Source organism: Streptomyces sp. NPDC091649 (assembly GCF_044756785.1).
Lineage (GTDB): Bacteria > Actinomycetota > Actinomycetes > Streptomycetales > Streptomycetaceae > Streptomyces.
Map to the genome: position 1 here is coordinate 230,065 of NZ_JBIVTR010000009.1, position 26,086 is coordinate 256,150.

Annotated in this window: 23 protein-coding genes; 10 read left to right on the top strand and 13 right to left on the bottom strand. The window is 71.8% G+C overall.

Going from position 1 to position 26,086, the window contains the following annotated elements; translation table 11 throughout:
• Positions 1-6: 6 nt before the first annotated feature.
• The 5 genes from ACIQMU_RS18030 to miaA all read right to left on the bottom strand — a co-directional run bounded on the left by ACIQMU_RS18030 (position 7) and on the right by miaA (position 6,632).
• Complete coding sequence (locus tag ACIQMU_RS18030) at positions 7-1,452, bottom strand: M1 family metallopeptidase (protein WP_352241910.1); 1,446 nt, start codon at positions 1,450-1,452, stop codon at positions 7-9.
• Between the two features lie 293 nt (positions 1,453-1,745).
• The gene (locus ACIQMU_RS18035; RefSeq protein ID WP_402689201.1) at positions 1,746-3,911 is read right to left on the bottom strand and encodes a RelA/SpoT family protein; all 2,166 of its coding nucleotides are present in this window, start codon (positions 3,909-3,911) and stop codon (positions 1,746-1,748) included.
• Positions 3,912-4,161: 250 nt separating this feature from the next.
• Positions 4,162-5,034, bottom strand: coding sequence for a diaminopimelate epimerase (dapF, locus tag ACIQMU_RS18040; protein ID WP_402689202.1), 873 nt, complete (start codon positions 5,032-5,034; stop codon positions 4,162-4,164).
• 99 nt (positions 5,035-5,133) lie between these two features.
• On the bottom strand, positions 5,134-5,586 hold the full coding sequence (locus ACIQMU_RS18045; RefSeq protein WP_352242009.1) for a hypothetical protein: 453 nt from the start codon (positions 5,584-5,586) through the stop codon (positions 5,134-5,136).
• 107 nt (positions 5,587-5,693) lie between these two features.
• Positions 5,694-6,632 carry a tRNA (adenosine(37)-N6)-dimethylallyltransferase MiaA gene (gene miaA, locus ACIQMU_RS18050; protein ID WP_402689203.1) on the bottom strand — a complete coding sequence of 313 codons (939 nt, stop codon included), beginning with the start codon at positions 6,630-6,632 and terminating at the stop codon, positions 5,694-5,696.
• 250 nt (positions 6,633-6,882) lie between these two features.
• Here miaA and ACIQMU_RS18055 point away from each other — a divergent pair, with 250 nt between their 5' ends.
• Positions 6,883-7,125, top strand: coding sequence for an antitoxin (locus tag ACIQMU_RS18055; RefSeq protein WP_352241906.1), 243 nt, complete (start codon positions 6,883-6,885; stop codon positions 7,123-7,125).
• Between the two features lie 63 nt (positions 7,126-7,188).
• Here ACIQMU_RS18055 and ACIQMU_RS18060 read toward each other — a convergent pair whose 3' ends face one another.
• Together ACIQMU_RS18060 and miaB are read right to left on the bottom strand one after the other, a co-directional pair.
• Entirely contained in the window at positions 7,189-7,911 is a 723-nt protein-coding gene (locus ACIQMU_RS18060; protein ID WP_352241905.1) for a class III extradiol dioxygenase subunit B-like domain-containing protein, read from the bottom strand.
• Positions 7,912-8,096: 185 nt separating this feature from the next.
• Positions 8,097-9,617: a tRNA (N6-isopentenyl adenosine(37)-C2)-methylthiotransferase MiaB gene (miaB, locus tag ACIQMU_RS18065; protein WP_352241904.1), complete on the bottom strand. Its 1,521-nt coding sequence runs from the start codon at positions 9,615-9,617 to the stop codon at positions 8,097-8,099.
• 176 nt (positions 9,618-9,793) lie between these two features.
• Here miaB and ACIQMU_RS18070 point away from each other — a divergent pair, with 176 nt between their 5' ends.
• Complete coding sequence (locus tag ACIQMU_RS18070; protein WP_352241903.1) at positions 9,794-10,795, top strand: TAXI family TRAP transporter solute-binding subunit; 1,002 nt, start codon at positions 9,794-9,796, stop codon at positions 10,793-10,795.
• A gap of 55 nt (positions 10,796-10,850) precedes the next feature.
• Here ACIQMU_RS18070 and ACIQMU_RS18075 read toward each other — a convergent pair whose 3' ends face one another.
• Entirely contained in the window at positions 10,851-12,248 is a 1,398-nt protein-coding gene (locus ACIQMU_RS18075) for a HAMP domain-containing sensor histidine kinase (RefSeq protein WP_352241902.1), read from the bottom strand.
• Between the two features lie 19 nt (positions 12,249-12,267).
• A complete protein-coding gene (locus ACIQMU_RS18080; protein ID WP_352241901.1) occupies positions 12,268-12,960 on the bottom strand; it encodes a response regulator transcription factor in 693 nt (230 codons plus the stop codon).
• A 402-nt stretch (positions 12,961-13,362) separates the two neighbouring features.
• Here ACIQMU_RS18080 and ACIQMU_RS18085 point away from each other — a divergent pair, with 402 nt between their 5' ends.
• The 6 genes from ACIQMU_RS18085 (at position 13,363) to ACIQMU_RS18110 (ending at position 19,942) form a co-directional block, all read left to right on the top strand.
• The gene (locus ACIQMU_RS18085; protein WP_356728938.1) at positions 13,363-14,148 is read left to right on the top strand and encodes an amino acid ABC transporter ATP-binding protein; all 786 of its coding nucleotides are present in this window, start codon (positions 13,363-13,365) and stop codon (positions 14,146-14,148) included.
• 32 nt (positions 14,149-14,180) lie between these two features.
• Entirely contained in the window at positions 14,181-15,104 is a 924-nt protein-coding gene (locus ACIQMU_RS18090; protein ID WP_402689204.1) for a glutamate ABC transporter substrate-binding protein, read from the top strand.
• Between the two features lie 233 nt (positions 15,105-15,337).
• Positions 15,338-15,985 (top strand): amino acid ABC transporter permease, encoded by a 648-nt coding sequence (locus ACIQMU_RS18095; RefSeq protein ID WP_352241898.1) that lies wholly within the window; start codon positions 15,338-15,340, stop codon positions 15,983-15,985.
• Positions 15,982-16,926 (top strand): amino acid ABC transporter permease, encoded by a 945-nt coding sequence (locus tag ACIQMU_RS18100; protein ID WP_402689205.1) that lies wholly within the window; start codon positions 15,982-15,984, stop codon positions 16,924-16,926. Before ACIQMU_RS18095 ends, ACIQMU_RS18100 begins: the two co-directional genes overlap by 4 nt.
• Positions 16,927-17,102: 176 nt before the next feature.
• Positions 17,103-18,890 (top strand): FAD-dependent monooxygenase, encoded by a 1,788-nt coding sequence (locus tag ACIQMU_RS18105; RefSeq protein ID WP_352241896.1) that lies wholly within the window; start codon positions 17,103-17,105, stop codon positions 18,888-18,890.
• Positions 18,891-19,285: 395 nt separating this feature from the next.
• Positions 19,286-19,942, top strand: a complete 657-nt coding sequence (locus ACIQMU_RS18110) for a hypothetical protein (RefSeq protein WP_352241895.1) — start codon at positions 19,286-19,288, stop codon at positions 19,940-19,942.
• Between the two features lie 113 nt (positions 19,943-20,055).
• On the opposite strand, the gene recX is transcribed toward ACIQMU_RS18110, so the two are convergent.
• Both recX and recA read right to left on the bottom strand, forming a co-directional pair.
• Positions 20,056-20,805: a recombination regulator RecX gene (gene recX, locus ACIQMU_RS18115; protein WP_402689206.1), complete on the bottom strand. Its 750-nt coding sequence runs from the start codon at positions 20,803-20,805 to the stop codon at positions 20,056-20,058.
• Between the two features lie 3 nt (positions 20,806-20,808).
• The gene (gene recA / locus ACIQMU_RS18120; protein ID WP_352241893.1) at positions 20,809-21,939 is read right to left on the bottom strand and encodes a recombinase RecA; all 1,131 of its coding nucleotides are present in this window, start codon (positions 21,937-21,939) and stop codon (positions 20,809-20,811) included.
• A 305-nt stretch (positions 21,940-22,244) separates the two neighbouring features.
• Here recA and ACIQMU_RS18125 point away from each other — a divergent pair, with 305 nt between their 5' ends.
• Positions 22,245-23,198: an SDR family oxidoreductase gene (locus ACIQMU_RS18125; protein ID WP_352241892.1), complete on the top strand. Its 954-nt coding sequence runs from the start codon at positions 22,245-22,247 to the stop codon at positions 23,196-23,198.
• A 111-nt stretch (positions 23,199-23,309) separates the two neighbouring features.
• On the opposite strand, the gene ACIQMU_RS18130 is transcribed toward ACIQMU_RS18125, so the two are convergent.
• Together ACIQMU_RS18130 and ACIQMU_RS18135 are read right to left on the bottom strand one after the other, a co-directional pair.
• Positions 23,310-24,476, bottom strand: a complete 1,167-nt coding sequence (locus ACIQMU_RS18130) for an AI-2E family transporter (protein ID WP_402689220.1) — start codon at positions 24,474-24,476, stop codon at positions 23,310-23,312.
• 392 nt (positions 24,477-24,868) lie between these two features.
• A complete protein-coding gene (locus tag ACIQMU_RS18135) occupies positions 24,869-25,063 on the bottom strand; it encodes a DUF3046 domain-containing protein (RefSeq protein ID WP_352241891.1) in 195 nt (64 codons plus the stop codon).
• A 79-nt stretch (positions 25,064-25,142) separates the two neighbouring features.
• On the opposite strand from ACIQMU_RS18135, the gene ACIQMU_RS18140 reads away from it, so the two are divergent.
• Positions 25,143-26,057: a hypothetical protein gene (locus ACIQMU_RS18140; protein WP_352241889.1), complete on the top strand. Its 915-nt coding sequence runs from the start codon at positions 25,143-25,145 to the stop codon at positions 26,055-26,057.
• Positions 26,058-26,086: the final 29 nt, after the last annotated feature.

Below are 26,086 nucleotides of genomic sequence, written 5' to 3' on the forward strand. Positions count from 1 at the left end.
GGCCCGTCACGCGGGTTTCGCGCTGCTCCAGTCGGGGTGCCCGGGCATCGGCGGGGTCTTCTTCCCGTAGAGCCAGCCGTCGAAGAAGGCGGTCAGGTCCCGGCCCGCGATGCCGGACGCCAGCCGCGTGAAGTCCGCCGTGGTCGCCGTGGAATCCCGGTGCACCCGGACCCAGGTGCGCTCCAGCCGGTCGAAGGCGGCCTCGCCGATCTCCTGGCGCAGGGCGTAGAGCACCAGCGCGCTGCCGTCGTACACGACCGGCCGGAAGAGGCTGAGCTTCTGCCCCGGGACCGGGCCGTCCGGGTGTGCCGGAGGACCGCCGTCCGCGCGCCAGCCGTCGGAGAGCTTGTACGCCTCACGCATCCGCCGCTCCAGGGTGCCGCCGCCGTTCTCCTCGGCGTACCGGGCCTCGTACCAGCTGGCGTGTCCTTCGTTGAGCCACAGGTCGGACCAGCTCGCGGGCGAGACGCTGTTGCCGAACCACTGGTGGGCCAGCTCGTGGACCATCACCGAGTCGACGTACCACTCCGGGTAGCCGGGCTCGGTGAAGAACGACTTCCCGAACAGCGACAGCGTCTGGGTCTCCAGGGCGAAGCCGATGGGGCTGTCGGCGACGAGCACCCCGTACGTCTCGAAGGGGTAGCGGCCGATCTGCTCCTCCATCCACGCCAGCTGGGCCGGGGTCTTCTTCAGCCAGGGCTCCAGCTTCTTCCGGTCGGCGGCCGGGACGACGTCGCGCACCGGCAGTCCGTGCGGGCCGGTGCGGTGCGGGACGGCGGAGCTGCCGATGGAGACCTGGGCCAGCTCGGTGGCCATGGGGTGGCCGGTGCGGTAGGTCCAGGTGGTCGTGGCCCCGCGCCGCGTCTTCCCCACGGGCAGGCCGCCGGCCACCGCCGTCAGCTTCTCGGGGGCGGTGATCCGGAAGGTGAAGTACGCCTTGTCCGAGGGGTGGTCGTTGCTCGGGAAGACGCGGTGGGCGGCGTCGGCCTGGTTGGCCATGGCGAGCCCGTCGGCGGTACGGACCCAGCCGCCGTCGTCCCCGGACCCGCTCGGGTCGCTGGTGTGCCGGACGGTGATGTTCAGCGGTACGCCGGCGGGGAGGCGGCGGGGGGCCTGGACGACCAGGTCCTCGCGCTTGCTGCCGAAGTCGGCGGCCCGTCCGTTGACCTCGACCCCGTGGACGGTGCCCCGTGCGAAGTCGAGGTTGATCCTCTCCAGCGGGGCGGTGGTGCGGGCCCTGATCTTCGTGACGGCGTCCAGCGGCTCGGTGTTGCCGCCGTGGTACGTGAGGGCGATGTCGTACGCGAGGACGTCGTAGCCGGGGTTGCCCAGCTCGGGGAAGAGCCGGTCGCCGATGCCCAGGGGCTCGGGGGCGGGCAGGGTGGCGGCGACGAGGGTGGCCGATGCGGTGGCCAGCAGGGCGGCGCGCAGGCGGCGGGTCAGGAGCGGCATGGACTACCGCTATCAGCGCGGCGCCGCCCGGCCGGGGAGCCGCGCGCCGCGCCACTCGAACGAGAACGCCTTCGCACGGGGGCGACGGCTCGGCCGGCCGGGGCGCGCCGCTGTGCGGATCGCCGCTTCCGGACGGGTCGCCGCTTCCGGCCGGGTGGCTGCGGGCGGGTGGCTGCGGGCGGGTAGCTGCGGGCGGCATCCGGACGTGCCGCCGGGACAAGACCTGCGGGCGGCCGTTGCGGACCTGCCGCCGCCCCCGGTCGAGTCCTGCGGGCGGCCGGCCCCGGTGCGGCTCAGCCGGCCGGGGTCGGATGCTGGGCGCGGCTGACGTCGTAGACGCCGGCGACCTCGCGCATGGCGCGCATCAGGGCGGGAAGACCCGCCGCGTCGGGGAGCTGGAGGGTGTAGGTGTGGCGCACTCGCTGCTCGCTGGGCGGCTCCACGGTGGCGGACACGATCGCCGCCTCGGCGGTGGCGATGGCCTCGGTGAGGTCGGCGAGGAGCCGGGGGCGGCCGAAGGACTCGGCGACGAGCGTGACCCGGCAGCCGGCGTCGGACTCTCCTCCGTCGGCGTCCGCCCAGCCGGCCCCGACCGGGGCGCGGCCGATCTCCTGCATGGCGGCCACGGCGGGGCATGTGCGGCGGTGCACGGTGACCGCGCCGCCGCGGACGACGAAACCGGTCAGCTCGTCGGGCGGGACCGGCGTACAGCAGCCGGCCAGGCGCACCGGCGCGCCCGCCCCGTCGACGACGACGCCGGTGGAGCGGGGGCCGGACCGGGTGCGTGTGGGTGCGGCGGCGGCCTGGGCGTCGCGCTCCGGGGGAACGGGCTCGGTGGGGCCGGACTTGCCCGCGTCCACGGTCTCCGGCCCCGGCTTCGCCTCGTCGGGGTGGTCGGCGAACCACCCGGTGATCGCGATTCTGGCGGCGGGGGTGCGCACATGGTCGAGCCAGTCGGGCGAGGGGCCGGAGGCGGTGTCCTGGGCGAGCAGCGGCTGCACGGTGTCGCCGTCGCTGAGAACGGTGCTCAGGGTGGCGAGGCGGCCGTTGACCCGGGCGCCGATGGCGGTGTGCGCCCGGTCGCCGTACTGCGCGTACGCGGCGTCGACGCAGCTGGCCCCGGCGGGCAGCCCGAGGGTGCCTCCGTCGGTGCGGAACACGGTGATCTCGCGGTCCTGGGCGAGGTCGTCGCGCAGGGTGGTCCAGAAGGTGTCGGGGTCGGTGGCGGACTCCTGCCAGTCCAGCAGCCGCGAGAGCCAGCCGGGCCGCGTCGGATCGGCGCGCTCGTCGGACGACTCGGCCTGCTGGACGGTGGCGTGGTCCTGGGCGTACGGGTTGCCCAGTGCGACGACGCCCGCCTCCGCGACCTTGTGCATCCGGTGCGTGCGGATGAGGATCTCGGCGACGGCGCCCTGGGGGCCGACGACCGCGGTGTGCAGAGACTGGTACAGGTTGAACTTGGGGGCGGCGATGAAGTCCTTGAACTCGGAGATCACCGGCGTGAAGCAGGTGTGCAGTTCGCCGAGGACGGCGTAGCAGTCGGCGTCCTCGGCGACGAGGACGAGCAGCCGGCCGAAGTCGGTGCCGCGCAGTTCGCCGCGTTTTCCGCGGATGCGGTGCACGGAGACGAAGTGGCGGGGCCGGATGAGGACTTCGGCGTTGATCCCCGCGTCGCGCAGGGTGTGGCGCACGTTGTCGGCGATGGTTTCGAGGGGGGCGTCCGCCCGCCCGGCCGCGTCGGTGATCAGGGCGCGGGTGTGCTCGTACTCCTCGGGGTGCAGAATCGCGAAGACCAGGTCCTCCAGCTCGGTCTTGAGCGCCTGCACGCCGAGTCGTTCGGCGAGCGGGATCAGGACGTCGCGGGTGACCTTGGCGATCCTGGCCTGCTTCTCGGGGCGCATCACTCCGAGGGTGCGCATGTTGTGCAGCCGGTCCGCGAGCTTGATCGACATGACCCGGACGTCGTTGCCGGTGGCGACGAGCATCTTGCGGAAGGTCTCCGGTTCGGCGGCGGCTCCGTAGTCCACCTTCTCCAGCTTCGTGACGCCGTCGACCAGATAGCAGACCTCGGCCCCGAACTGCTCGCGCACCTGGTCGAGCGTCACCTCCGTGTCCTCGACGGTGTCGTGGAGCAGGGAGGCTGTGAGCGTGGTGGTCTCGGCGCCGAGCTCCGCGAGGATCAGGGTGACGGCCAGCGGGTGCGTGATGTACGGCTCGCCGCTCTTGCGTGTCTGGCCGCGGTGCGAGGACTCCGCGAGGACGTAGGCCCGGCGCAGGATCGTCAGGTCGGCGTCGGGGTGGTGGGCGCGGTGCGCTTCGGCGACATGCCCGATGGCGTCGGGCAGCCGGTCGCGGGAGACCGGTCCGAGCAGTGCCACCCGGCCCAGTCTGCGCAGATCGATCCGGGGGCGGCTCCGCCTGCGAAGGGGAGCGCCCGGATCGGCGGCCTCTGCACTCATGGGCACCTCCGGCGACGTCGACCGGCGCTGGGGAGGGACGGATGCCCCTCGGGGCCGGGGCTTGATGCTATCGACCCCACCACGCGGCGCAGTCCAGCTCTCGACCAGCGTGAAACGGATCACCCATTCGAGCGAGGTCGGGCCGATCACCGTTTCGAGCGTATCCGGCCGGATGGCTGTATCGGTCCTGCCGCTCCTGCCGGGTCGGTCCTGGCGGGCCCGGCGGCTCGGTCCTGGCGGGCGGACGGGTCTAGTCGGTCACCGTGTCGAGCAGGGACGGGTCGATGACGCCCTCGGCGACGATCACGGCGGGTCCGGTCATGTCGATCGCGCCGTCGGGGTGCTCGGTGATGACGAGGGTGCCGCCGGGGAGGTCCACCCGGTAGGTGACGGGAAGGCCGGTCCGGGCGGGGTCGGCGCCGTCGCGACGGGCGGTCGCGACGGCCACCGCGCAGGCGCCGGTGCCGCAGGATCGGGTCTCTCCGGAGCCCCGCTCATGGACGCGCATGCCGACGTGGCGGGGGCCCCGGTCCACGACGAATTCGACGTTGACGCCGTCGGGATAGACGGCCTCCGGGCTGACGGGCGGGGCCTTGAACAGGTCGCCGGCGTGGTCCAGGTCGTCGACGAAGGCGACCGCGTGCGGGTTGCCCATGTTGACGTTGCGGGTGGGCCAGCTCCGGTCGCCGACGCTGACCGTGGCGCTCTCCCCGGGCAGCAGGGCGCGGCCCATGGAGACCGTGATGTCGCCGTTCTCGGCGAGGTGCACCCGCTTGGGGCCGCCCCGGGTGGCGATGGTGAGATCGCCCTCCTCGACCAGGCCGGCGCGCCGGAGGTGGTGCGCGAAGACGCGAACGCCGTTGCCGCACATCTCGGCGATCGAGCCGTCCGCGTTGCGGTAGTCCATGAACCACTCGGCTGCCTCCGCCATGCCCCGCGCCTCGGGGTGCGCGGCGGAGCGTACGACGTGCAGCAGGCCGTCACCGCCGATACCGGCCCGGCGGTCGCAGAGCCGGGCGACGGCGGCGGCGGACAGCGTGAGGGCGTTGTCGGGGTCCGGGACGATCACGAAGTCGTTCTCGGTGCCGTGGCCCTTGAGGAAGGCGATCTGCGAAGTGCTCACAGGCCCACTGTACGAGGCGGCGCCGACAGCCCGCGCGAGCGGACGCCGGAGGGCGGGATCTGGGCGGCACCAGCGGCCCGTCCGCCCGGTCGGAGGCGCTCAGCGCAGGCGGGCCACGCGCCAGACGGCGAGGGCTACCAGGGCCGCGGCGGTCGCGACGTAGAGCGCGATCACCCGCCAGTCGGGGCGGTCGCCCGAGCCGCGGGAGGGCAGTCCCGGCCAGGTGTGACCGACGCGGCGGGCCGCCATCATGCCCCAGCCGGCCGCGCAGCAGCTGATCAGGAGCCCCAGCATGGCGACGATGGCACCGCCGTCACCGAACTCGAAGGCGAGGGGGAAGGCGAACATCAGCGAGCCGACCGCCGCCAGCATGACGATGGGCGCGAGCTGCCAGATCCGCAGCTTGCGGGTGGGCCGCAGCTCGACCTCGACCTCGGGGGCCGTGTCCTGCTCGTCGGGGCCGTCCGGGCTCAACCGCCCCGAGACCTCCCGGGGTGACGGCACGTCGTGCTCCGTGTCGCGCTGTTCCGTGTCGCGAGGGCCGGCCTCCATCGCCACGCGCCCTCCCAACTCGGACTCCACTGGTGGATCGATGCTCGATGATGGCACGATCACGGGTGCCGCATTGACTGGCGGAGCTTCCCGATGCCATCACGTGATCAGGCTGTGACCGCTCGTTCGACCAACGTCAGCGCGCGGTGCGGGAGTTCCCCCCGGTCACGGTGTCCTCCGCCGAGCCAGACGACACGCGGGTCGCGGCGGAACCACGAGTCCTGACGGCGGGCGAAGCGCTTGGTGGCGCGCACGGTCTCGGCCCTGGCGTCGTCTTCCGTGCACTCCCCCGCGAGCGCCGCGAGAATCTGCTGGTATCCGAGGGCACGCGAGGCCGTGAGGCCCTCGCGGAGTCCGGACGCCTCCAGGGCACGCACCTCGTCCACCAGCCCCGCCTCCCACATCCGGTCGACGCGCAGCGCGATGCGCTCGTCCAGTTCGGGGCGGTCCACGTCGACGCCGATCTGCACGGCGTCGTAGACCGGCTCGTCGCCGGGGAGGTTGGCGGTGAAGGGCTTGCCGGTGATCTCGATGACTTCGAGGGCGCGGACGATGCGGCGGCCGTTGGTCGCCAGGATGGACCGGGCGGCGTCCGGGTCGGCGGCGGCGAGGCGTTCGTGCAGGGCGCCCGAACCGCGCTCGGCCAGCTCGGCTTCGAGGCGGCCGCGCACCTCCGGGTCCGTACCGGGGAACTCCAGGGCGTCGATGGCGCCCTTCACGTACAGCCCGGATCCGCCGACCAGGACGGGCGTGCGTCCTTCGGCGAGCAGCCGGTCCATCTCCAGGCGGGCCAGGCGCTGGTACTCCGCGACGCTGGCGGCCTCGGTGACGTCCCAGATGTCCAGCAGCCGGTGCGGCACGTCGTCGCGTTCGGGGAGCGTCAGCTTCGCGGTACCGATGTCCATGCCCCGGTAGAGCTGCATGGAGTCGGCGTTGATCACCTCGCCGCCGAGCCGCTGGGCGAGGAAGACCCCCAGATCAGACTTTCCGGCCGCGGTGGGGCCTACGACGGTGATGACGCGGGGGGCGGAAGCGGGAGAGGTCACCCGGACAGTCTCCCAAATTTCCGGGCCCTCCCGAACACATCGGGTGCCCCGGGAGACACCGCGGACACGAAGGGCGCCACCGAGGACGCTCCGGGAGAGCGCCGGGGAAGCACCGGCGAACCGCGGCAGGGTGCGTAAAAACGGCGGGAACGGACAGGTGACGGACAATGGGGGCGGGAGAACGTTCCCGCGAACAGTCCTCACTGCACAGTGCTCACTGCACAGTCCTCACTGCACGGAAGGTGACCCAATGGGGTTCCTGGACAACCTGAAGGCCAAGCTGGGACCGGCCAAGGACAAGGTCGGCGACCTCGCACAGCAGCACGGGGGCAAGATCGAGCAGGGCCTCGACAAGGCCGCGCGCACGGTCGACCAGAAGACCAAGGGCAAGTACAGCGGCAAGATCGACTCGAGTACCCGCAAGGCCAAGGAGGCCGTGGACAAGCTGGGGCAGAAGAACGGGGGCACCCCTCCTCCGCCGCCCGCTTCCTGACGCGGTGCCCGCGCCCCGGCGGCGGGTGCGGAGCCGAGTGCTCCGCGCCCGCCGCCGGTCTGTTCAGGACCAGGCGGCGACGGTGTAGCCCACTCCGTACGGGGCGTCCTCGTACAGCAGCCGTCCGGCGAGCCCGGCGCCCCGTGCGGCGCCTCCCAGGAGCTGCCAGGGGGCCCGCCCGGCCGCCTTGAGCTCGTGGGCGAGTGTCACGTCGAGCGCCGCGAGAGCGTCCAGGTCCGCGGAGCCGAGCGCTTCGGTGGCCCGTACGTCGAAGGCGGCGGCCCGCTCGTCGAGGTAGCCGGGCGCCTTGAGGGTGCGGCAGGCGCTGCCGTCGCCCATCGCCAGGAGCGCGACCCGCTCGGCCCGTCGGGCGACGGAGCGTCCGGCCTCCGCGCACTCCTCGGCTGTCGCCCCCTCCGCCACGGCGAGCCCTTCGAGGGGTGCGCCCGTCCAGCGGGCCCGGCGGAGCAGCCAGCCGCCCACCGTCAGCGACTGCGGCAGCGGCCGGTCCGAGGCGGCATCGGCGTTCCGCAGTGCGTCGCCGAGCGTCACGTCCAGATCCACGCCGACGCCTCGGAGGGAGCCGTGCGCCCCGGCGGAATAGGCACCGGCGGAGCGGTCGTCGCCCGGTCCCACGACGACGAGCAGGTCCGGACGCGAGGCGGCGAGCACGCCCACGGCGTCGAGGCACGCGTCCCGCGCGGCGTCGAGCTCGGGGGCGGCCCCGGCGGCCACCTCGGGCACCAGGAGCGGCGGACAGGGGCAGACGGCGGCGGCGACAAGCATGCCGGTCAGCGTACTTGTCGTGAGCGGGGAGCCGAGGCCGGCCGAACACTCCCCGCCGACCGGTCCGGTCGGGCTATCCGGTGTGGCTGATCCGTCCGGTCCGGCTGTCCCGTCCGGCCGCCAGGTCGGCCGGCCCGGTCCGGTCCGGTAGATCTCCGGAGCCGAGGCCGGCCGCGCCGGAGCCGTCAGCCGATCCCGCAGGCCGGGGCCGGGGCGGCCGGGAGCGGGTCCGGGGCGCCGATGCCGGGGAGGCCGAGCATCACTCCGGCGGGCTTTGCGGCGGCCTCGGTGGTGCGCCTCTCCCAGGCGTCGCCCGCGCGGGTGGACCGTACGGCGAGCGGCGTGCCCTCGGCGAGCAGGTGGTGCGGGGCGGCGTAGGTGATCTCGACGGTCACGACGTCGCCGGGGCGCACGGCCTTCTCGGGCTGCGTGAAGTGGACCAGCCGGTTGTCGGGGGCACGGCCGGAGAGACGTCGGGTGGCGCCGTCCTTGCGGCCCTCGCCCTCCGCCACCATGACGTCCAGGGTGCGGCCGACCTGCTTCTTGTTCTCGTCCCAGGAGATCTGCTCCTGGAGGGCCGACAGGCGCATGTACCGCTCCTGGACGACCGCCTTGGGAATCTGGTCGTCCATGTCGGCGGCGGGGGTCCCGGGGCGCTTGGAGTACTGGAAGGTGAACGCGTTGGCGAACCGCGCCTCACGGACGGCGTGCATCGTCTGCTCGAAGTCCTCCTCGGTCTCGCCCGGGAAACCCACGATGATGTCGGTGGAGATGGCGGCGTCCGGCATCGCGGCGCGCACCTTCTCGATGATTCCCAGGAAGCGCTCCTGGCGGTAGGAACGACGCATCGCCTTCAGGACGCGGTCCGAGCCGGACTGCATCGGCATGTGCAGCTGCGGCATCACGTTCGGCGTCTCGGCCATGGCGGCGATGACGTCGTCGGTGAAGTCGCGGGGGTGCGGCGAGGTGAAGCGGACGCGCTCCAGGCCCTCGATGGAGCCGCAGGCGCGCAGCAGCTTGGAGAACGCCTCACGGTCGCCGATGTCGGAGCCGTACGCGTTCACGTTCTGGCCGAGCAGCGTGATCTCGGAGACGCCCTCGGCGACCAGGGCCTCGATCTCGGCCAGGATGTCGCCGGTCCGGCGGTCCTTCTCCTTGCCGCGCAGCGCCGGGACGATGCAGAAGGTACAGGTGTTGTTGCAGCCGACCGAGATGGAGACCCACGCCGCGTAGGCGGACTCGCGGCGGGTGGGGAGCGTGGAGGGGAACGCCTCCAGGGATTCGGCGATCTCGATCTGCGCCTCTTCCTGGACGCGGGCGCGCTCCAGGAGAACCGGCAGTTTGCCGATGTTGTGGGTGCCGAAGACGACGTCGACCCAGGGGGCGCGCTTGACGATGGTGTCGCGGTCCTTCTGCGCGAGGCAGCCGCCGACGGCGATCTGCATCCCGGGGCGCTTGGTCTTCATGGGCGCGAGGCGGCCGAGGTTTCCGTACAGCTTGTTGTCGGCGTTCTCCCGCACCGCGCAGGTGTTGAAGACGACGACGTCGGCGTCACCGTCGGAGCCCTCGGGGGCGCGGACGTAGCCGGCGCCCTCCAGGAGACCCGACAGCCGTTCGGAGTCGTGGACGTTCATCTGGCACCCGTAGGTGCGCACCTCGTAGCTCTTCTGGACGTCCACTGCTTCGCTCCGGTTGCCGCTGCTCATGGCACAAGGGTAGGCGGTTGCCGGGCGACTCCCTCCGTCTCCCTCCGTCTCCCTCCGTCTCCCTCCGTCTCCGGTCCGTCTCCGGTCCGTCTCCCTCTGTCTCCTTCCGTCCGGTGCGGGCCGGGCCGCACGGGCAAGCCTGGCCAGCGGACCGATGAGCTGGCAGGATCGCGCGCATGTTCCACGCCCTGTCCCGATTCGGCCGCCGACGCACCCTGCGGGCGGGCGCCGTCCTGGTGGTCGTGCTCGGACTGCTCGCGTGGTGGCTGCAGCCCCGGGGGGACGAGGGCGACCCGAGCGGATCGCTCACCTTCTCCACGGGAGTGCCCAGCGGCGTCTACCAGCGGTACGGGGAGCGGCTGGAGGGCGCGCTCGCCAAGGACATGCCGGAGGTGTCCATACGGCTGGTGACCAGCGAGGGGTCGCAGCAGAACCTCGCCCGGGTGGCGACGGGCGAGGCCGACTTCACCATCGCCACCGCCGACGCCGTGGCCACCTATCTGCGCGACGGCAGGCCGGGGGCCCAGCGGCTGCGCGGCTGCGTCCGGCTGTACGACGACTACGTCCAGCTGGTCGTCCCCCGCGACTCCGGTGTCCGCGAGATCTCCGACCTGCGGGGCAAGCGGGTGGGCGTCGGCCAGGAGGGCTCCGGGGTACGGCTGGTCGCGGACCGGCTGCTGGCGGCGGCGGGGCTCGATCCGGCCGACGACATCACCCCGGTGCCGGTGGGCATCGACACCATGCCCGTACGGCTGGTCCAGGGCCGACTCGACGCCTTCTTCTGGTCGGGCGGGCTGCCGACCGGAGCCGTGCAGGAGCTGTCGCAGCGCTTCGACATCCGGCTGGTGCCGCTGGAGGCCGACCTGGTCGCGAAGCTTCAGGCGGCGACCGGCCCCACCCGTTTCTACCGGTCGGCCATGATGCCCGCCGACGCCTACCCGCAGGCTCAGCAGGGGCAGTCGGTGCCCACGGTCGCCGTCGCCAATCTCCTGGTCACCACCGTCCGTACGGACACGGCCATGACCGAGGCATTCACGCGGACGGTGATCAACAGCCGGGACCGGATCGGTCGTGAGGTCCACGCGGCGCAGCTGGTGGATCTGCGGACGGCGATCTACACGGACCCGCTGGACGTGCACGACGGGGCCAAGGGCTACTACCGCTCGGTGAAGCCCTGAGGTGATACCGATCGGGCCCCGGAGGCCCGAGGAGCCCCGAAGGTCCCGGCCCGGTTCAGCCGGCGCCCGGCAGGTCGCGGGGCAGGGAGACGGTCACCCGCAGGCCGTGCGGTGCGTGGTGCGCGTACGCGATCGAGCCGCCGCCCGCCGCGAGCAGCACCCGGGAGATCGACAGGCCCAGGCCCGATCCGCTGACGTTCTGGTGCCGCGTGCTGCGCCAGAAGCGGTCCCCGACCCGCTCCAGCTCCGCTTCGGTGAGGCCGGGGCCCCGGTCGGCGACCACGACGGTCGTCGCGAGGGCTCCCGCGGCGACGGTGACGGTGACGTCCTCCCCGGCCGGGGTGAACTTCAGCGAGTTGTCGATCACCGCGTCCAGGGCGCTGGAGAGCGCGATGGGATCGGCCCAGGCGGTGGCCGCGGGAGCCCCGTCCAGGACCAGACGCACACCCTCCCGCTCCGCCATCGGCCGCCAGGAGGCGACCCGTTCCGCGGCGAGCGGAACGATGTCGATCAGCTGGAGGTCCGCCTCGGCGTGCTCGGCCAGCGCGAGGTCCAGGAGGTCGTCCAGGACCCGGGCCAGCCGCTTGCCCTCCGTGCGCACGGCCGCGATCTCCTCGCTGTCCTCGGGCAGCTCCAGGGCGAGGAGCTCGATGCGCAGGAGCAGGGCGGCCAGCGGGTTGCGCAGCTGGTGCGAGGCGTCGGCGACGAACGCGCGCTGCTGTTCCAGCACGTCCTCGACGTTGTCCGCCATCTCGTTGAAGGAGCGCGCCAGGCGCCTGAGCTCCGGCGGCCCGGCCGAGGCGGCGACCCGGGAGCGCATCCGGCCGCCCGCGATGTCGTGCGTGGCCGCGTCGAGGGTCCGGACGGGCAGCAGGACCCAGCCGGTGAGCCGGACCGCCGCGGCGACCGCGACCAGCAGGGCCAGCGCCTCCCCGAGACCGATGAGCAGCCAGGTCCGCCGTATCCGGGACCGCATCTGGTCGGTGGACGAGTCGATGACGACCACGGCCACCACGTCGCCGTCGCGCACGACGGGCGAGGCGACGACGACGCGGCCGTCCCGCCAGGGCCAGACCTGCCGGGGGTCGTGCGAGCGGCGGCCCAGCAGCGCCTCGTTGAAGGCCGTGCGCCCCTCCCCCTCGGCCGGAAGCGTCCAGGAGCCGGGAGCCTTGGCCAGGGCCCGGTCGTCCCGGAAGAAGACGCCTGCGCGGATGTCGTACACCGAGGCGTAGAGCGCCAGGTCGGTCTGGAGGGTGCGGCGGCGCTCCTCGCTGTCCGGGGAGGTGTCGGTGATGGACTGCGCCAGGGCGGCGAATCGTGCGGTGTCGTCGATCCGGTCGATCACCAGGCGCTGCTGTTCGGCCGCCGCCACGCTGACCGCGAGCGGGAAGCCGAGGGTCAGCAGGACGGCGGCCATGAGGACGATGAGCAGCGGAAGCAGGCGGGAGCGCACCGGGAGACGTACCCGCCGGTTACGCGGACGGCGCGACGAGCCGGTAGCCGACGCCCCGTACGGTCTCGATCAGGGCGGGCAGCCGCAGCTTGGAGCGCAGGGAGGCGACGTGGACCTCCAGGGTGCGTCCGGTGCCCTCCCAGCTGGTACGCCAGACCTCGCTGATGATCTGCTCGCGCCGGAAGACGACGCCGGGGCGCTGGGCGAGGAGGGCCAGCAGGTCGAACTCCTTGCGGGTGAGCTGCACCTCCGCGCCGCCGACGCTGACGCGGCGGGTCGGCAGTTCGATGGCGACCGGCCCGAGGCGCAGGGCGGCGACGGGGTTCGGCGCGGTGTCCTCGCCGCTGGTGGTGCGCCGGGCGACCGCGTGGATGCGGGCGAGCAGCTCGCCGGTGTCGTACGGCTTGGTGACGTAGTCGTCGGCGCCGAGGTTCAGTCCGTGGATGCGTGAACGCACATCGGCGCGGGCCGTGACCATGATCACCGGGGTCGCGGTGCGTTTGCGGATCTTGCCGCACACCTCGTAGCCGTCCTGGTCGGGCAGCCCGAGGTCCAGGAGGATCACCCCGAAGGGCTCCTTCTCGGCGGGCAGCAGGGCGCGCAGGGCCTCCTCGCCGTTACGGGCGTGCACGACCTGGAATCCGTGCCGGGTGAGCACGGCGGACAGGGCCGCCGCGACATGGTCGTCGTCCTCGACGAGCAGCAGTCTCATGGCCCTCCTCTCCGTGTCTTCCGGGGCCGTGCGGCTCCTCGGGCTCCCTCGCGTCACCGTTGCACGGTGTCACCGGGCGGGGCCCGACATTAACCGGTGCTTCACGAGCAGGCGCGCCGGGTGGTACCCGCCGTTCAGCACTCACTGTGCAGCGGCGCTTCGCGTCTTTCCCGCTCAAGGCATCCACGCCGATGAGCGGCACCCCAGTCAAGAGCCCGCCGGTTACAGCAGGGTTCCGTTATGCACCCGGTACGCCCCGGGGCCGCGCGGGGAGTCCCGTTCACACGGAGTGTCCGGTTGCGGCCGGATCGTTATGCTCAATTTCCGCTCAGATGTAATGACGTTGGTCGCACTGCGTCATTAGGGTCCTAGTTCAACCGAGGAGGACGGAGCAAGAAGCCGATGAGCGGAGTTTCAGTGACCAAGGCCGCCGAGGATGCCGCGCCTGCGGCGAACGACCTGGTCGTACTGAGCAACGTCAACAAGCACTTCGGCGCGCTGCATGTGCTCCAGGACATCGACCTGACCATCGCCCGTGGCGAGGTCGTGGTCGTCATCGGGCCTTCCGGGTCCGGCAAGTCCACGCTGTGCCGCACGATCAACCGCTTGGAGACGATCGATTCGGGAGCGATCTCGATCGACGGCAAGCCCCTGCCCCAGGAGGGCAAGGAGCTGGCCAGGCTGCGTGCCGACGTGGGCATGGTCTTCCAGTCGTTCAATCTCTTCGCGCACAAGACGGTGCTGGAGAACGTCATGCTGGGCCAGCTCAAGGTCCGCAAGGCCGACAAGAAGGCGGCGGAGGAGAAGGCCCGGACCCTGCTCGACCGGGTGGGCGTCGGCGTACAGGCCGACAAGTACCCGGCGCAGCTCTCCGGTGGCCAGCAGCAACGCGTCGCGATCGCACGGGCGTTGGCGATGGACCCGAAGGTCATGCTCTTCGACGAGCCCACGTCGGCTCTCGACCCGGAGATGATCAACGAGGTCCTCGAAGTCATGCAGCAGCTGGCCCGGGACGGGATGACGATGATCGTCGTCACCCACGAGATGGGCTTCGCCCGCTCCGCTGCCAACCGCGTCGTGTTCATGGCGGACGGGAAGATCGTCGAAGAGGCGTCCCCCGACCAGTTCTTCAGCAATCCGCGCAGCGACCGGGCCAAGGACTTCCTGTCGAAGATCCTTCACCACTGACGACAACGACCTACGACCTAAGGATTGTTCAGATGAAGTTCCGCAAGCCGGCCGCCGTCGCGGCCATAGCCGTCCTGGCCCTGACCGCGACCGCGTGCGGTGGCAAGGAGGGCTCCGCCGGCGACAAGCCGGGCGGCACGAAGCCCGGTTCCTCCGAGGCTCCCGCGCTGCCCACGTACACCGTGGCCAAGGACGTCGCCCTGGACTCCCCGGTCTTCAAGAAGGCCAAGGAGCGCGGCAAGCTCGTCATCGGCGCGAAGGCCGACCAGCCGTACCTCGGCTTCGAGGACCAGTCGACCAAGGAGCGCTCGGGCTTCGACATCGAGATCGCCCGGATGGTCGCGGCCGACCTCGGCTTCGGCGAGAAGCAGATCGAGTGGAAGACGGTCGACTCCGGCATCCGCGAGACGGCCATCTCCAAGGGCCAGGTCGACTACTACGTCGGCACCTACTCGATCAACGACGAGCGCAAGAAGCAGGTCGGCTTCGCCGGGCCGTACTACAAGGCCGGCGCGGACCTCCTCGTGCGCGAGGACGAGACGTCGATCACCGGCAAGGATTCGGTGAAGGGCAAGAAGGTCTGCTCGATCGTCGGTTCCACCCCGCTCCAGGAGATCAAGAAGCCGGAGTACGGCGCGAACGTCGTCGAACTGGCCAAGTACTCCGACTGCGTGCAGCAGCTGCTGACCAAGCAGGTCGACGCCGTCACCACGGACGACTCGATCCTCAAGGGCTACGCGGCCGCCAACTCCGGCAAGCTCAAGGTCGTGGGCAAGCCGTTCACGGACGAGCCCTACGGCATCGGCCTGGACAAGGGCGACAAGGTGCTCCGCGAGGCGATCAGCAAGTCGCTGGAGGACCGCGTCAAGGACGGCACGTACAAGAAGATCTACGAGGCCACGCTGGGCCTGTCCGGCTCGGACTACGTCGAGCCGCCGGCCGTCGAGCGCTACTGACGCCGTCGCACGACCGGCACCCGCCGGCCGTCAGCGCGGCCGGCGATTCCGCCGGCCGTCGCGCGGCCGGCGCCCGTCCGCCGCCCGACGGCCGACGCACAACGTCACCGACGCACCGCGAGTGACCCAGGCGTCCCGTATGACGCCGCCCGTGCCCCTTCCCCGGGCACGGCGCGCGTACGGGGCGCCCCTCCCCCTGCCCTGATGCCGCTGACCGCCGACGCGGAGACCTCATGAACGTACTGCTCGACAATTTCCCAGAGTTCCGCGACGGCTTCATAGGAACCGTGTCGATCACCGCCGTCAGCTCGGTTATCGCCCTGATCCTCGGTGTGCTCATCGCCGGATTCCGGGTCTCGCCGGTTCCGCCGCTGCGGTACTTCGGCACCGCCTGGGTGACGCTGATGCGCAACACCCCTCTGACGCTGCTCTTCCTGATCTTCTTCTTCGTCGTGCCCGAGATCCTCTTCCCGGGGATGAGCCCGTTCATGCTCGGCTCGCTCGCGCTCGGCTTCTACACCTCCTCGTTCGTGTGCGAGGCGGTCCGCTCCGGCATCAACACCGTGCCGCTGGGGCAGGCCGAGGCCGCGCGCTCCATCGGTATGACGTTCTCCCAGACGCTGCGGATCGTGGTGCTCCCCCAGGCGACCCGGATCGTGATCCCGCCGCTGAGCAGCATCTTCATCGCGCTGACGAAGAACTCCGCGATCGCCGGCGCCTTCAGTGTCGCCGAGCTGTTCGGCTGGCAGAAGCTGATGAGCGACAAGGGCTACGACATCGTCCCCGTCTTCATCTGGGTGGCCATCGGCTACCTGATCGTCACGTTTACCATCAGCGGCCTCTTCCGGCTGCTGGAGCGTCGTATGGAGGTCGCCCGATGAGCGCCAGCGTTCTCTACGACGCCCCGGGGCCCAAGGCCGTCGTCCGCAACCGGGTCTACGCCGTCGTCGGCAGCCTCGCCATCGCCGCGCTGATCGTCGTCAGCGTCATGCGGCTCGCCGACAAGGGGCACCTCGCCCCCGCGATGTGGGACATCTTCAACTACACGGGCATCCGGCAGAACATCGCCGACGCCCTGCTCGCCACGCTCAAGGCGTTCGGGCTGGCCGCGGTCGGCTCGCTGGTCCTCGGCGTACTCCTGGTGGTGGGCCGGCTCTCCGACCACAAGCCGGTCCGCTGGGCGGCGACGACCTTCATCGAGCTGTTCCGTTCGCTCCCCCTGCTCATCACCATCTACGCGATCTGGGTCGGCTTCCTCACCGACTACTCGATGTGGGCGCTGGCGGCGGGCCTGTCCGTCTACAACGGCTGTGTCCAGGCCGAGGTGCTGCGGGCCGGCATCAACTCGGTGCCCAAGGGCCAGAGCGAGGCGGCGTACGCGCTCGGCATGAGCAAGACGCAGGTCATGGTCAGCGTCCTGATGCCGCAGGCCGTCCGGTCGATGCTGCCGACGATCATCGGTCAGCTCGTGGTGACCCTCAAGGACACCTCGCTCGGCTTCATCATCCTGTACCCGGAACTGCTCCAGACCGCGCGTCTGATCGCGTCCAACACCCAGGTGAACGGCCAGTACCCGTACGTCTCCACCATCGCCGTCATCGGCACCCTCTACATCACGATGTGCCTGCTGCTCTCGGCGCTGGCCACGTGGATCGAGAAGCGCGGCCGCCGCGCCAAGACCGGCATCCAGGTGGCGCCCGGCGTCCAGGCCGCCGGCGTCCCCACCGCGCTGGACACCGTTCCCGGCCCGGACGCGGGGGGCGCAGGGGGCGCGGGCTCGCAGGCCGACGGTGCCGGTGGGGCCGGTGTGACGAAGGACTGACCTCCCCGGGGCCCTCACCGCCCCTCCCGGCAGAAGCATTCGAGGCAGCGGCGCACGCGTCGCTGCCTCGGTCACTTGACGCAAGCACCACCAGTGGGTTGCATACGTTCTGTGATCACGCACCCGGCTTCCTCTGCCATGTTCCGCATGACCGTACGGGCCGGAGGGCACGCGCCGTGGACCCGGTGATCGTCGTCGGCGCCGGGCCCGTCGGCCTGACGCTGTCGCTGGCCCTCGCCGCCCAGGGCGTCCCCTCGGTCGTCCTCGACGAGGGCCCCGGCACGGAGGAGCCCCGCCCCGCCCGCACAGTCGTGCTGCGCGAGGACACCGCCGATCTCGTGGGCCGCCTCGGCTGCCGGGAGCTGGACCGCGTGGCGCTGCGCTGGGCCGGGTGGCGTTCGATGCGCCGGAAGCAGCTGGTCCGGAACGTGCCGCTGGACGGAGGCCGGAGAGACGGGAGCCGGGGAGACGGGGGCGAGGCCCCGCTCACCGGGCTCCTCCCCGCGCCCCTCCACGTTCCGCAGCATGCGCTGAGCGCGGCACTGCGTACGGCGGTGGAGCGGGCGCCGCTGATCCAACGGGTGCCGATGAGCCGGATCGACATGCTGGAACAGGACTCCGGCGGTGTCACGGTGCACACCAGGGAGCCGGGCTCGACCTGGTGGCGCGGAAGCTATCTGGTCGGCTGCGACGGCGCCCGGTCGACCGTGCGCAAACTGCTGGACATCCGGTTTCCCGGCCGTACGGCGGTGGAGCGGCACGCGGTCGCCGCGCTCCGGGCCGAACTGCCCTGGCCCGACGTGGCCGTTCTGCACCGCCGGCCTCCCTGGCGGACCGGGGGCGCGGAGGTCTCCGCCCGGCCGCTGCCCGACGGCGTCTGGCGGCTGGACTGGCTGCTGCCCCCCCAAGGCGAACTGGTCACCCCCGAAGCCCTGGTCACCCGAATCCGGGACACCCTGGCCGGCTGGTGCGGGGAGAGCCCGGCGTACGAGCTGCTGGACACCGGCGTCCACACGCTCCACCATCGGCTCGCCCGGCGGTGGCGCAAGCAGCGCGCCTTCCTGGCGGGGGACGCGGCACACCTGCTGGGCGCCCTGGGCACCCAAGGGCTGGACGAGGGTCTCCGCGACGCCGAGAACCTGGCCTGGAAGCTGGCCCACGCCTGGCACCACGGCCCCGCCGAGCACCTGCTCGACAGCTATCAGGCGGAGCGCCGGGCAGCGGTGGCCGCCCGGCTGCGCGCCGCCGACCAGTCGCTGCCGATACTGCGCGGCGGAGGCGGTCTGCGCACCCTGGTCCCGGGGGCGGCACGCGGTCACGACACCCTGCTCGCCGACGGCCATCTGGGCTGCGGCGCGCTGGGTGGTGCTCCCTCCTACTCGCACTCCCCCCTTTCGCCACCGCACACGGAGGCGCACACCGTTGTCGGTACGCCCCCCGGTGCGCCGGTCTCCGATGTGACGGTGACAGCCCCGGACGGAACGACGGCGCGGCTGCGGGACCGGCTCGGGCAGGGCCATCCGCTGGTGGTCCTGGTCGCGCCGGGAACCGGTGTCTGGGACCGGCGGCACTGGCAGACCGCGGGCATCATGCCCCGCCTCACGGAAGCCGTGGCGGCGCTCCCGGCGACGACGGAACTGCTGGTCACCGAGAGCTATCCGGGGGCGTCCGCGCATACCGTCCTGCTGGTCAGGCCCGACGGGCACCTGGTGGCGGCCTTCGGCGGGGTACGGCCGGCGGAGCTGCTCGCCGCCGCTCGGGCCGCTCTGGGCGGTGCGCCCGGCACTGCCCAGGAGCCCGTGCAACCCGGGGACGGCAAGAACGGCAAGGACGGCAAGGAGGCCGGGGGCGGCAGAGACGGCGGAGAGGCCGGGGGCGGCGGAGACGGCGGAGACCCGAGCGCGGGGCCCGAGCAGGAACCCGGCGTACGGTTCCACGCCGACCGGGCCGCCGGGATCAACTGACCGGCCGCGAACGCCCCTGAGGGTCTCGACAGGTCCGACGACGCGCCCCGGCCTCCGTCCGCCGAGTCGGCAACCCTCCGGGGCTGCCGCGGCGGCTGCCGGGCCGGGGTGCCGGGGCGGCGCCGGTGGGCGTCCGGTACCCGGCGCTCCGCGCCCCGGACGGGCTGATCCGGGGACGCCGACCTCTCGAACACCGGCAGAACATCCGGTGCCGGGCCCCACGACGCGCCCGGCACCCCAGCCCCCGATGTCCGAGACCCCGCCCGACACCTGACCGCAGGCGTCAGGTCTCGGCAGGCCGTACACCCAAACGCCACGTTCCACTGGAGCGACCGCCGCGCGTGACCGACATTCGCCTCACACAGAGGACCGAAATGTACGGAGATGACGCGCTTATGGCGACCGCTGTCCTCACCCCCGACCAGCTCGACGGCCAGGCGTCCCGGCTGCACGACACCCAGGCGTGGCAGCAGATCGTCACGGGCTGGGAGCACACGGCCCCCGATCCCCTGCTCGTTCCGGCCGAGCGGCCCGCACCGCCGACGACGACGCCCCCGGGATCGGCGCCCGCAGGTCCTGCCGACTGGCGCGGTCTGCTGTCCGTGCCCGTGGACCGGCTCGTGGACGACACCCTGCGGGCGCTGCCTGCGGCACCGCCGCACGAACGCCGGCTGCCCGGGCGGCTGGGTGCGATGCTGCCCGACCGCGTCCACCTCTGGCGGCGGGTCGGGCAGGGCGATGTGCGCCCTTCGACCCAGCTCGGCTACGCGCGGCTGATCCTGGCCGAGTGGGGCTGGCAGAACACGCCCTACCGGCTGCGGAACACCCGTGGCGCACGGTGCGTCTGCGGTGCCCTGATCTCCGCGCACCGCCTCGGCTACGGCTCCCTCAACACCGTGGACCGGGCCGGCGCCTGGCTGATCACGGAGCTGCGTGCGCAGGGGTGGCCCGGGCTGATCGGCCCCTGGAACCGTCATCCCGGCCGCACCGCCGCCGACGCCCTGGCTCTCGTCGACGCCACCATCCGCCGTGCGGCCCTGGCCGGACAGTGACCGTCGGACGCCGACCGCGACGCGGCGACCGCCCCTCAGCCACTCCGCCCGCGAGGCACCGGCCCACAGCGAACGTCACCGACCGCCCCCTGATACCACCGAGCTCCTTCACCTCAGAACGGCTCGTCCATGCCTTCCGTGTCCTCGCCCTCCTCCTCCAGCGCCTGACGCACCACCCGCAGCGCCATGCCCTCCCCATATCCCTTGCGGGCGAGCATGCCCGCCAGACGGCGCAGCCGCTTGTCACGGTCCAGACCCCGCGTGGAGCGGAGCTTGCGGGCCACGAGCTCGCGCGCCGTCTCTTCCTCCCGCTCCGCGTCGAGCTGCCCGACCGCCTCGTCGATCACCGCGGAGTCCACGCCCTTGGTCCGCAGCTCACGGACGAGGGCACGGCGCGCCAGCCCCCGGCCGTGGTGCCGCGACTCCACCCAGGCCCCGGCGAAAGCCGCGTCGTTGATCAGCCCGACGTCCTCGAAGCGCGCGAGCACCTCCTCGGCCGCCTCGTCGGGGATCTCCCGTTTACGCAGGGCGTCCGCCAGCTGCCGGCGGGTTCGCGGCGTCCCGGTGAGGAGCCGCAGGCAGATATTGCGCGCCTGCTCCACCGGATCACGCGGCTCCCCCTTCTCGGCCCTCGACGAGGAAGGGGAGCCGCTGCTTCTGGTGCCGGAGCGAGCACGGCGGCCCGCCCCTTCGCCGAATCCGCTTCCGGCGCCCGCTCCACCGCGTGAGCGACGCCGCCCGGACCGCGCCCCGTCGCCCTCCTCCTCGGGCTCGGGGGCGGGAGCGTCGGTGGAGCCGTGGCCGAAGGCGGAATCGCCATCGGGCTCGGCAGGGCTGCCCGGCCATTCCGTACGACGTGTCACGGCCTAGCTCTTGGCCGCCGCGGTCTTGGCCGGCTTGGCCTTGGCGGCCGCGGTGGCCGCCTGCTTCGCCGCTCCGTCGGCCGCCGGCGCCTCTGTCGCAGCGGCGTCCGCGGCAGGATCCGCCGTGTCGGCGTCCGGCCGGACTCCGACACCCAGCTTCTCCAGGATCTTCTTCTCGATCTCGTTGGCGAGGTCGGGGTTGTCCTTGAGGAAGTTGCGGGCGTTCTCCTTGCCCTGGCCGAGCTGGTCGCCCTCGTACGTGTACCAGGCGCCGGCCTTGCGGACGAAGCCGTTGTCCACGCCCATGTCGATCAGTCCGCCCTCGCGGCTGATGCCCTGGCCGTAGAGGATGTCGAATTCCGCCTGCTTGAACGGCGGAGCGACCTTGTTCTTGACGACCTTGACGCGGGTACGGTTGCCGACGGCGTCGGTCCCGTCCTTCAGGGTCTCGATCCGGCGGATGTCCAGACGCACCGAGGCGTAGAACTTCAGAGCCCGGCCACCGGTCGTGGTCTCCGGCGAGCCGAACATCACACCGATCTTCTCGCGAAGCTGGTTGATGAAGATCGCGGTGGTCTTGGACTGGTTGAGCGCACTGGTGATCTTGCGGAGGGCCTGGCTCATCAGACGGGCCTGCAGACCCACGTGCGAGTCGCCCATCTCGCCCTCGATCTCCGCACGGGGCACCAGGGCCGCCACGGAGTCGATGACGATCAGGTCCAGAGCGCCGGAGCGCACCAGCATGTCGACGATCTCCAGCGCCTGCTCACCGTTGTCCGGCTGGGACAGGATGAGGTTGTCGATGTCGACGCCGAGCTTCTTCGCGTACTCCGGGTCCAGCGCGTGCTCGGCGTCGATGAACGCCACCGAGCCGCCGAGCTTCTGTGCGTTCGCCACCGCGTGCAGCGTCAGCGTCGTCTTGCCGGAGGACTCCGGCCCGTACACCTCCACCACACGGCCGCGCGGCAGACCGCCGACGCCGAGGGCGACGTCGAGGGCGGTCGATCCCGTGGGGATGACCTCGATGGGTTCGTTCGGCCGCTCCCCCAGGCGCATCACCGCACCCTTGCCGAACTGTCGTTCAATCTGCGCGAGTGCGGCGTCCAACGCCTTCTCGCGGTCGTTACCTGCCATGGGTTCCACCCGATTTGCTTGAGTCGATCGCTTCACGTCTCAGACGCTAACCCCTGCCACTGACAATGGGCCTCGGCGTCCTCCCCGCCTGTGGACAACTCCACAGGCGAGGCCCGGAAAAACCCGGCCGGAATAACATCAGAATGGATGTTCGATTTCAGTGTCAAGCGCACCACGCGGACCTCGCGACGACTCCTGGACCGAGCGTTCCCGCCCCGCTCCCGCCGCACTCCCGCGGGCGTGCGGCCCGGTCAGCACACGACCGAGCCTGCACAACTGAGCGTATCGCCCTATATTCAGACGGTATGGGAGCGACTGCGGAACCCGGAACACCTCACGGAGGGCGGGCCCCCGGATCCGATCTGGCCGGCCGTGTGGCGCTCGTCGCCGGAGGCACCCGCGGGGCCGGCCGAGGAATCGCCGTCCAGCTCGGCGCCGCCGGGGCGACCGTGTACGTGACCGGGCGCACGAGCGGGTCCGAGCGCTCCGAGATGGACCGGCCCGAGACGATCGAGGAGACCGCGGCGCTGGTCGACGCGGCGGGCGGCAGGGGGATCGCCGTCCAGGTCGACCATCTGGTTCCCGACCGGGTCAGGGCGCTCGTGGCCCGCGTCGCGAACGAGCAGGGGGCCCTGCACATCCTGGTGAACGACATCTGGGGCGCCGAGATCGAGTGGGACAGGCCGGTGTGGGAGTCGTCGCTCGACACCGGGCTGCACACCCTGCGGCTGGCCGTCGACACCCACGCCATCACCAGTCACTTCGCGCTGCCGCTACTGATCGAGACACCGGGCGGCCTGGTCGTCGAGATGACGGACGGGACGGACGAGTACAACGCGTCCCACTACCGCGTCTCCTTCTTCTACGACCTGGCCAAGGCCGCAGTGAACCGGATGGCGTTCGCGCTCGGCCATGAACTGGCACCGCACAGCGCGACGGCCGTGGCGCTCACCCCGGGCTGGCTCCGGTCCGAGGCCATGCTCGACGCCCACGGCGTGACCGAGGCCACGTGGCGCGACGCCGTGGCACACGCACCCCACTTCGCGATCTCCGAGTCCCCGGCGTACGTCGGCCGTGCCGTGGCCGCCCTGGCCGGCGACCCCGAGGCGGCCCGCTGGAACGGCAGGTCTCTCTCCAGCGGGCAGCTCGCCCGGGTGTACGGCTTCACCGATGTGGACGGGAGCCGGCCCGACGCCTGGCGGTATCTGACCGAGGTCCAGGATCCGGGTCTGCCCGCCGACGTCACGGGCTACCGCTGACCGGACCGCCGGCGACCGGGCTGCCGCTGACCGGGCTGTCTGTGGATTTCGACAACGCGGCGAGGCGCCGTAGCCGTCGCCGCGCGCCCGGCAGGGACTGCGGCCCAGCCCTTAGGGCTGGGCCGTCCGACCCGGCGTGCCCTCCGCTCCCCCGCGGCCGCTGGTCCGGGGTCCGCTCACCAGGCGGCGTATCCGTGACGGCAGCGGAGTCCTCGGCGCACGGCTGCTCCCGCCGTGCACGCGCGGATCGTCGGTGACGTCGTACCGCTTCACATAGGCGCCGAGGAACGCCTGGAGGGTGGCGACGGCGGGGATCGCGACCAGCGCGCCGACCGCGCCGAGCAGGGCCGTGCCGGCGATGACCGATCCGAAGGCGACCGCGGGGTGGATGTCGACGGTCTTCGAGGTCAGCTTGGGCTGGAGCACATAGTTCTCGAACTGTTGGTAGATCACGACGAACCCGAGCACCCACAGCGCGTACCACGGGTCGACCGTGAAGGCGATCAGCATGGGCAGGGCGCCCGCGAGGTACGTGCCGATGGTGGGGATGAACTGCGAGACGAGTCCCACCCAGACCGCGAGCGCCGGGGCGTAGGGCACCCCGAGGATCACCAGCAGGACGTAGTGCGCGACGCCGGAGATCAGGGCCATCAGGCCGCGCGAGTAGATGTATCCGCCGGTCTTGTCGACGGCGATCTCCCAGGCGCGCAGCACCTCGGTCTGCCGGGCCGGCGGCAGGACGGAGCACAGGGCGCGGCGGAGCCGGGGGCCGTCGGCCGCGAAGTAGAAGGAGAACAGGAAGATCGTCAGCAGCCGGAACAGGCCGCCGAGGACCGTGGTGGAGACATCGAGCACTCCGGTGGCGCTGTTCTGGACGTACTTCTGCAACCAGTCGGAATGCAGCAGGCTGTCCTGGACCTCGACCCGGGAGAGGTCGGTGTGGAGGGTCTGGTTGACCCAGTTGATCACCGAGTCGATGTACTTGGGGAACTCGTCGACCATGTCGACGATCTGGCCCGCGAGCATCGACCCCAGGAGCACCACGAATCCGATGCCGAAGATCAACAGGCCGAGGAAGACGAGGAACGTGGCCAGCCCGCGGCGCATGCCGCGACCGGCCATCCGGCCGACCGCGGGCTCGACGGCGAGTGCGAGGAAGAACGCGATCAGTACATTCGTCAGCAGCCCGATGAGCTGGCCGAACGCCCAACTTCCGAGCTGGAAGCAGGCGTAGAGCGCCAGGGCCAGCACCATCGCACGCGGCAGCCAGCCGGGCATGCGGGCCCTGCCCGCGCCGGGCGGCGGTGCGGCCGGCGGGGCGGGCGGGGCGGGCGGGTGGGCGAACGACTGGACTGGGACGGTCTCGTCTGTCGATGACACGGGACAAGTCTCGCCCATGCCGCCGGTCGTCGGCCCCCCGCCCCGAGCCGAGCGCTCCGGCTCCGTTCGCGCCCACGACGGGGTCACTCGGCGTTCAGCCCCTGTCCGCCCGGCCGTACGGGCGACTCAGCGCTCGCCGCCCGACCGTGCTTCGAGGGGGCAAAGTCTCGCCGCCCGAGCGTGCACAGGGGCCAGCTCCCCTGTCCGCCCGGCCGTACGGGCGACTCAGCGCTCGCCGCCCGACCGTGCTTCGAGGGGGCAAAGTCTCGCCGCCCGAGCGTGCACGGGGTTCAGCGCTTGTCCGCCGGGACGTCCATGGCCGAGCAGACCCCGCGCCAGATGTCCTTGGCGTCCCAGCCCGCGTCCAGGGCCTGGTGCACCGTGCGGCCGCCCAGTTCGGCCATCACATGATCACGGGCGAAGGAGTCCGCGTACGCCGCACCGAAGTGGTCGGCCATCCGCTCCCAGAAAATCGTCAACCGCATGCCACCAGTATCCCGCTCCTGAGAGTGCAGCCGGTCCGCCGGGCATGTGCCGGGCGCCTTTCCCCTCTACGGTCGGTTCATGGCTGGAACCGGAGCACACATCCTCGCCCGCGCCGAACAGTTCATCTGGCTCACGGCCCGCGTCCTCGAACAGCGGAGGTTCGCCCACGGCTTCCTGGGCGGAGACCCCGACGCCGTCGAGACGGCCCTCTCGGCCTATCGGAACGAGGACGGCGGCTATGGTCACGCGCTGGAACCCGATCTGCGGGGTCCGGCCAGCCAACCGCTGCACACCGCCCATGCACTGAGCGTTCTTGATTCGATCGACCGCTGCGACGGGCAACGCGTGGAACGGATCTGTCGCTTTCTGACCGATGTGTCGACCAAAGAAGGCGCATTGCCCGCTCTGCTCCCCACGCAGCGCGGCTATCCCACTGCTCCGTTCGTCCCGATCGTGGACGACCCGCCGGCGGAGCTGCTCGCGACCGGTCCGGTCGTCGGGCTGCTGCACGGCAATCAGGTCTGGCACGCCTGGCTGTTCCGCGCGACGGACTTCTGCTGGAGCGCCGTGGAAGCTCTGGAACAGTCGCACCCCTACGAGGTCGAGGCCGCGGTGACCTTCCTGGACGGGGCCCCGGACCGGGCCCGCGCCGAGGCTGCGGCCGACCGGCTCGGCCGCCTCGTACGCGAACAGCGGCTCGCGGTGCTCGACCCCTCCCGGCGGGCGGAGTACCCGGTGGCGGCCGGCTATGCGCCGGGCGAGCACCACTTCCCGCACGACTACGCCCGTACGCCCGGTTCCCTGGCCCGACGCTGGTTCACGGACGAGGAGCTGGAGCACTCGCTCGACCACCTCGCCGCCGAACAGCAGGACGACGGCGGATGGCCCGTGAACTGGCGTCAGTGGGCTCCGGGCACCGCGTTGGAAGGGCGCCCCCTGGTGACGCTCAGGGCCTTGGAGACACTGCGCGCGTACGGTCGTCCGCTCGGCTGACCACCAGTCCGGCGTCGGCGGACAGGGCC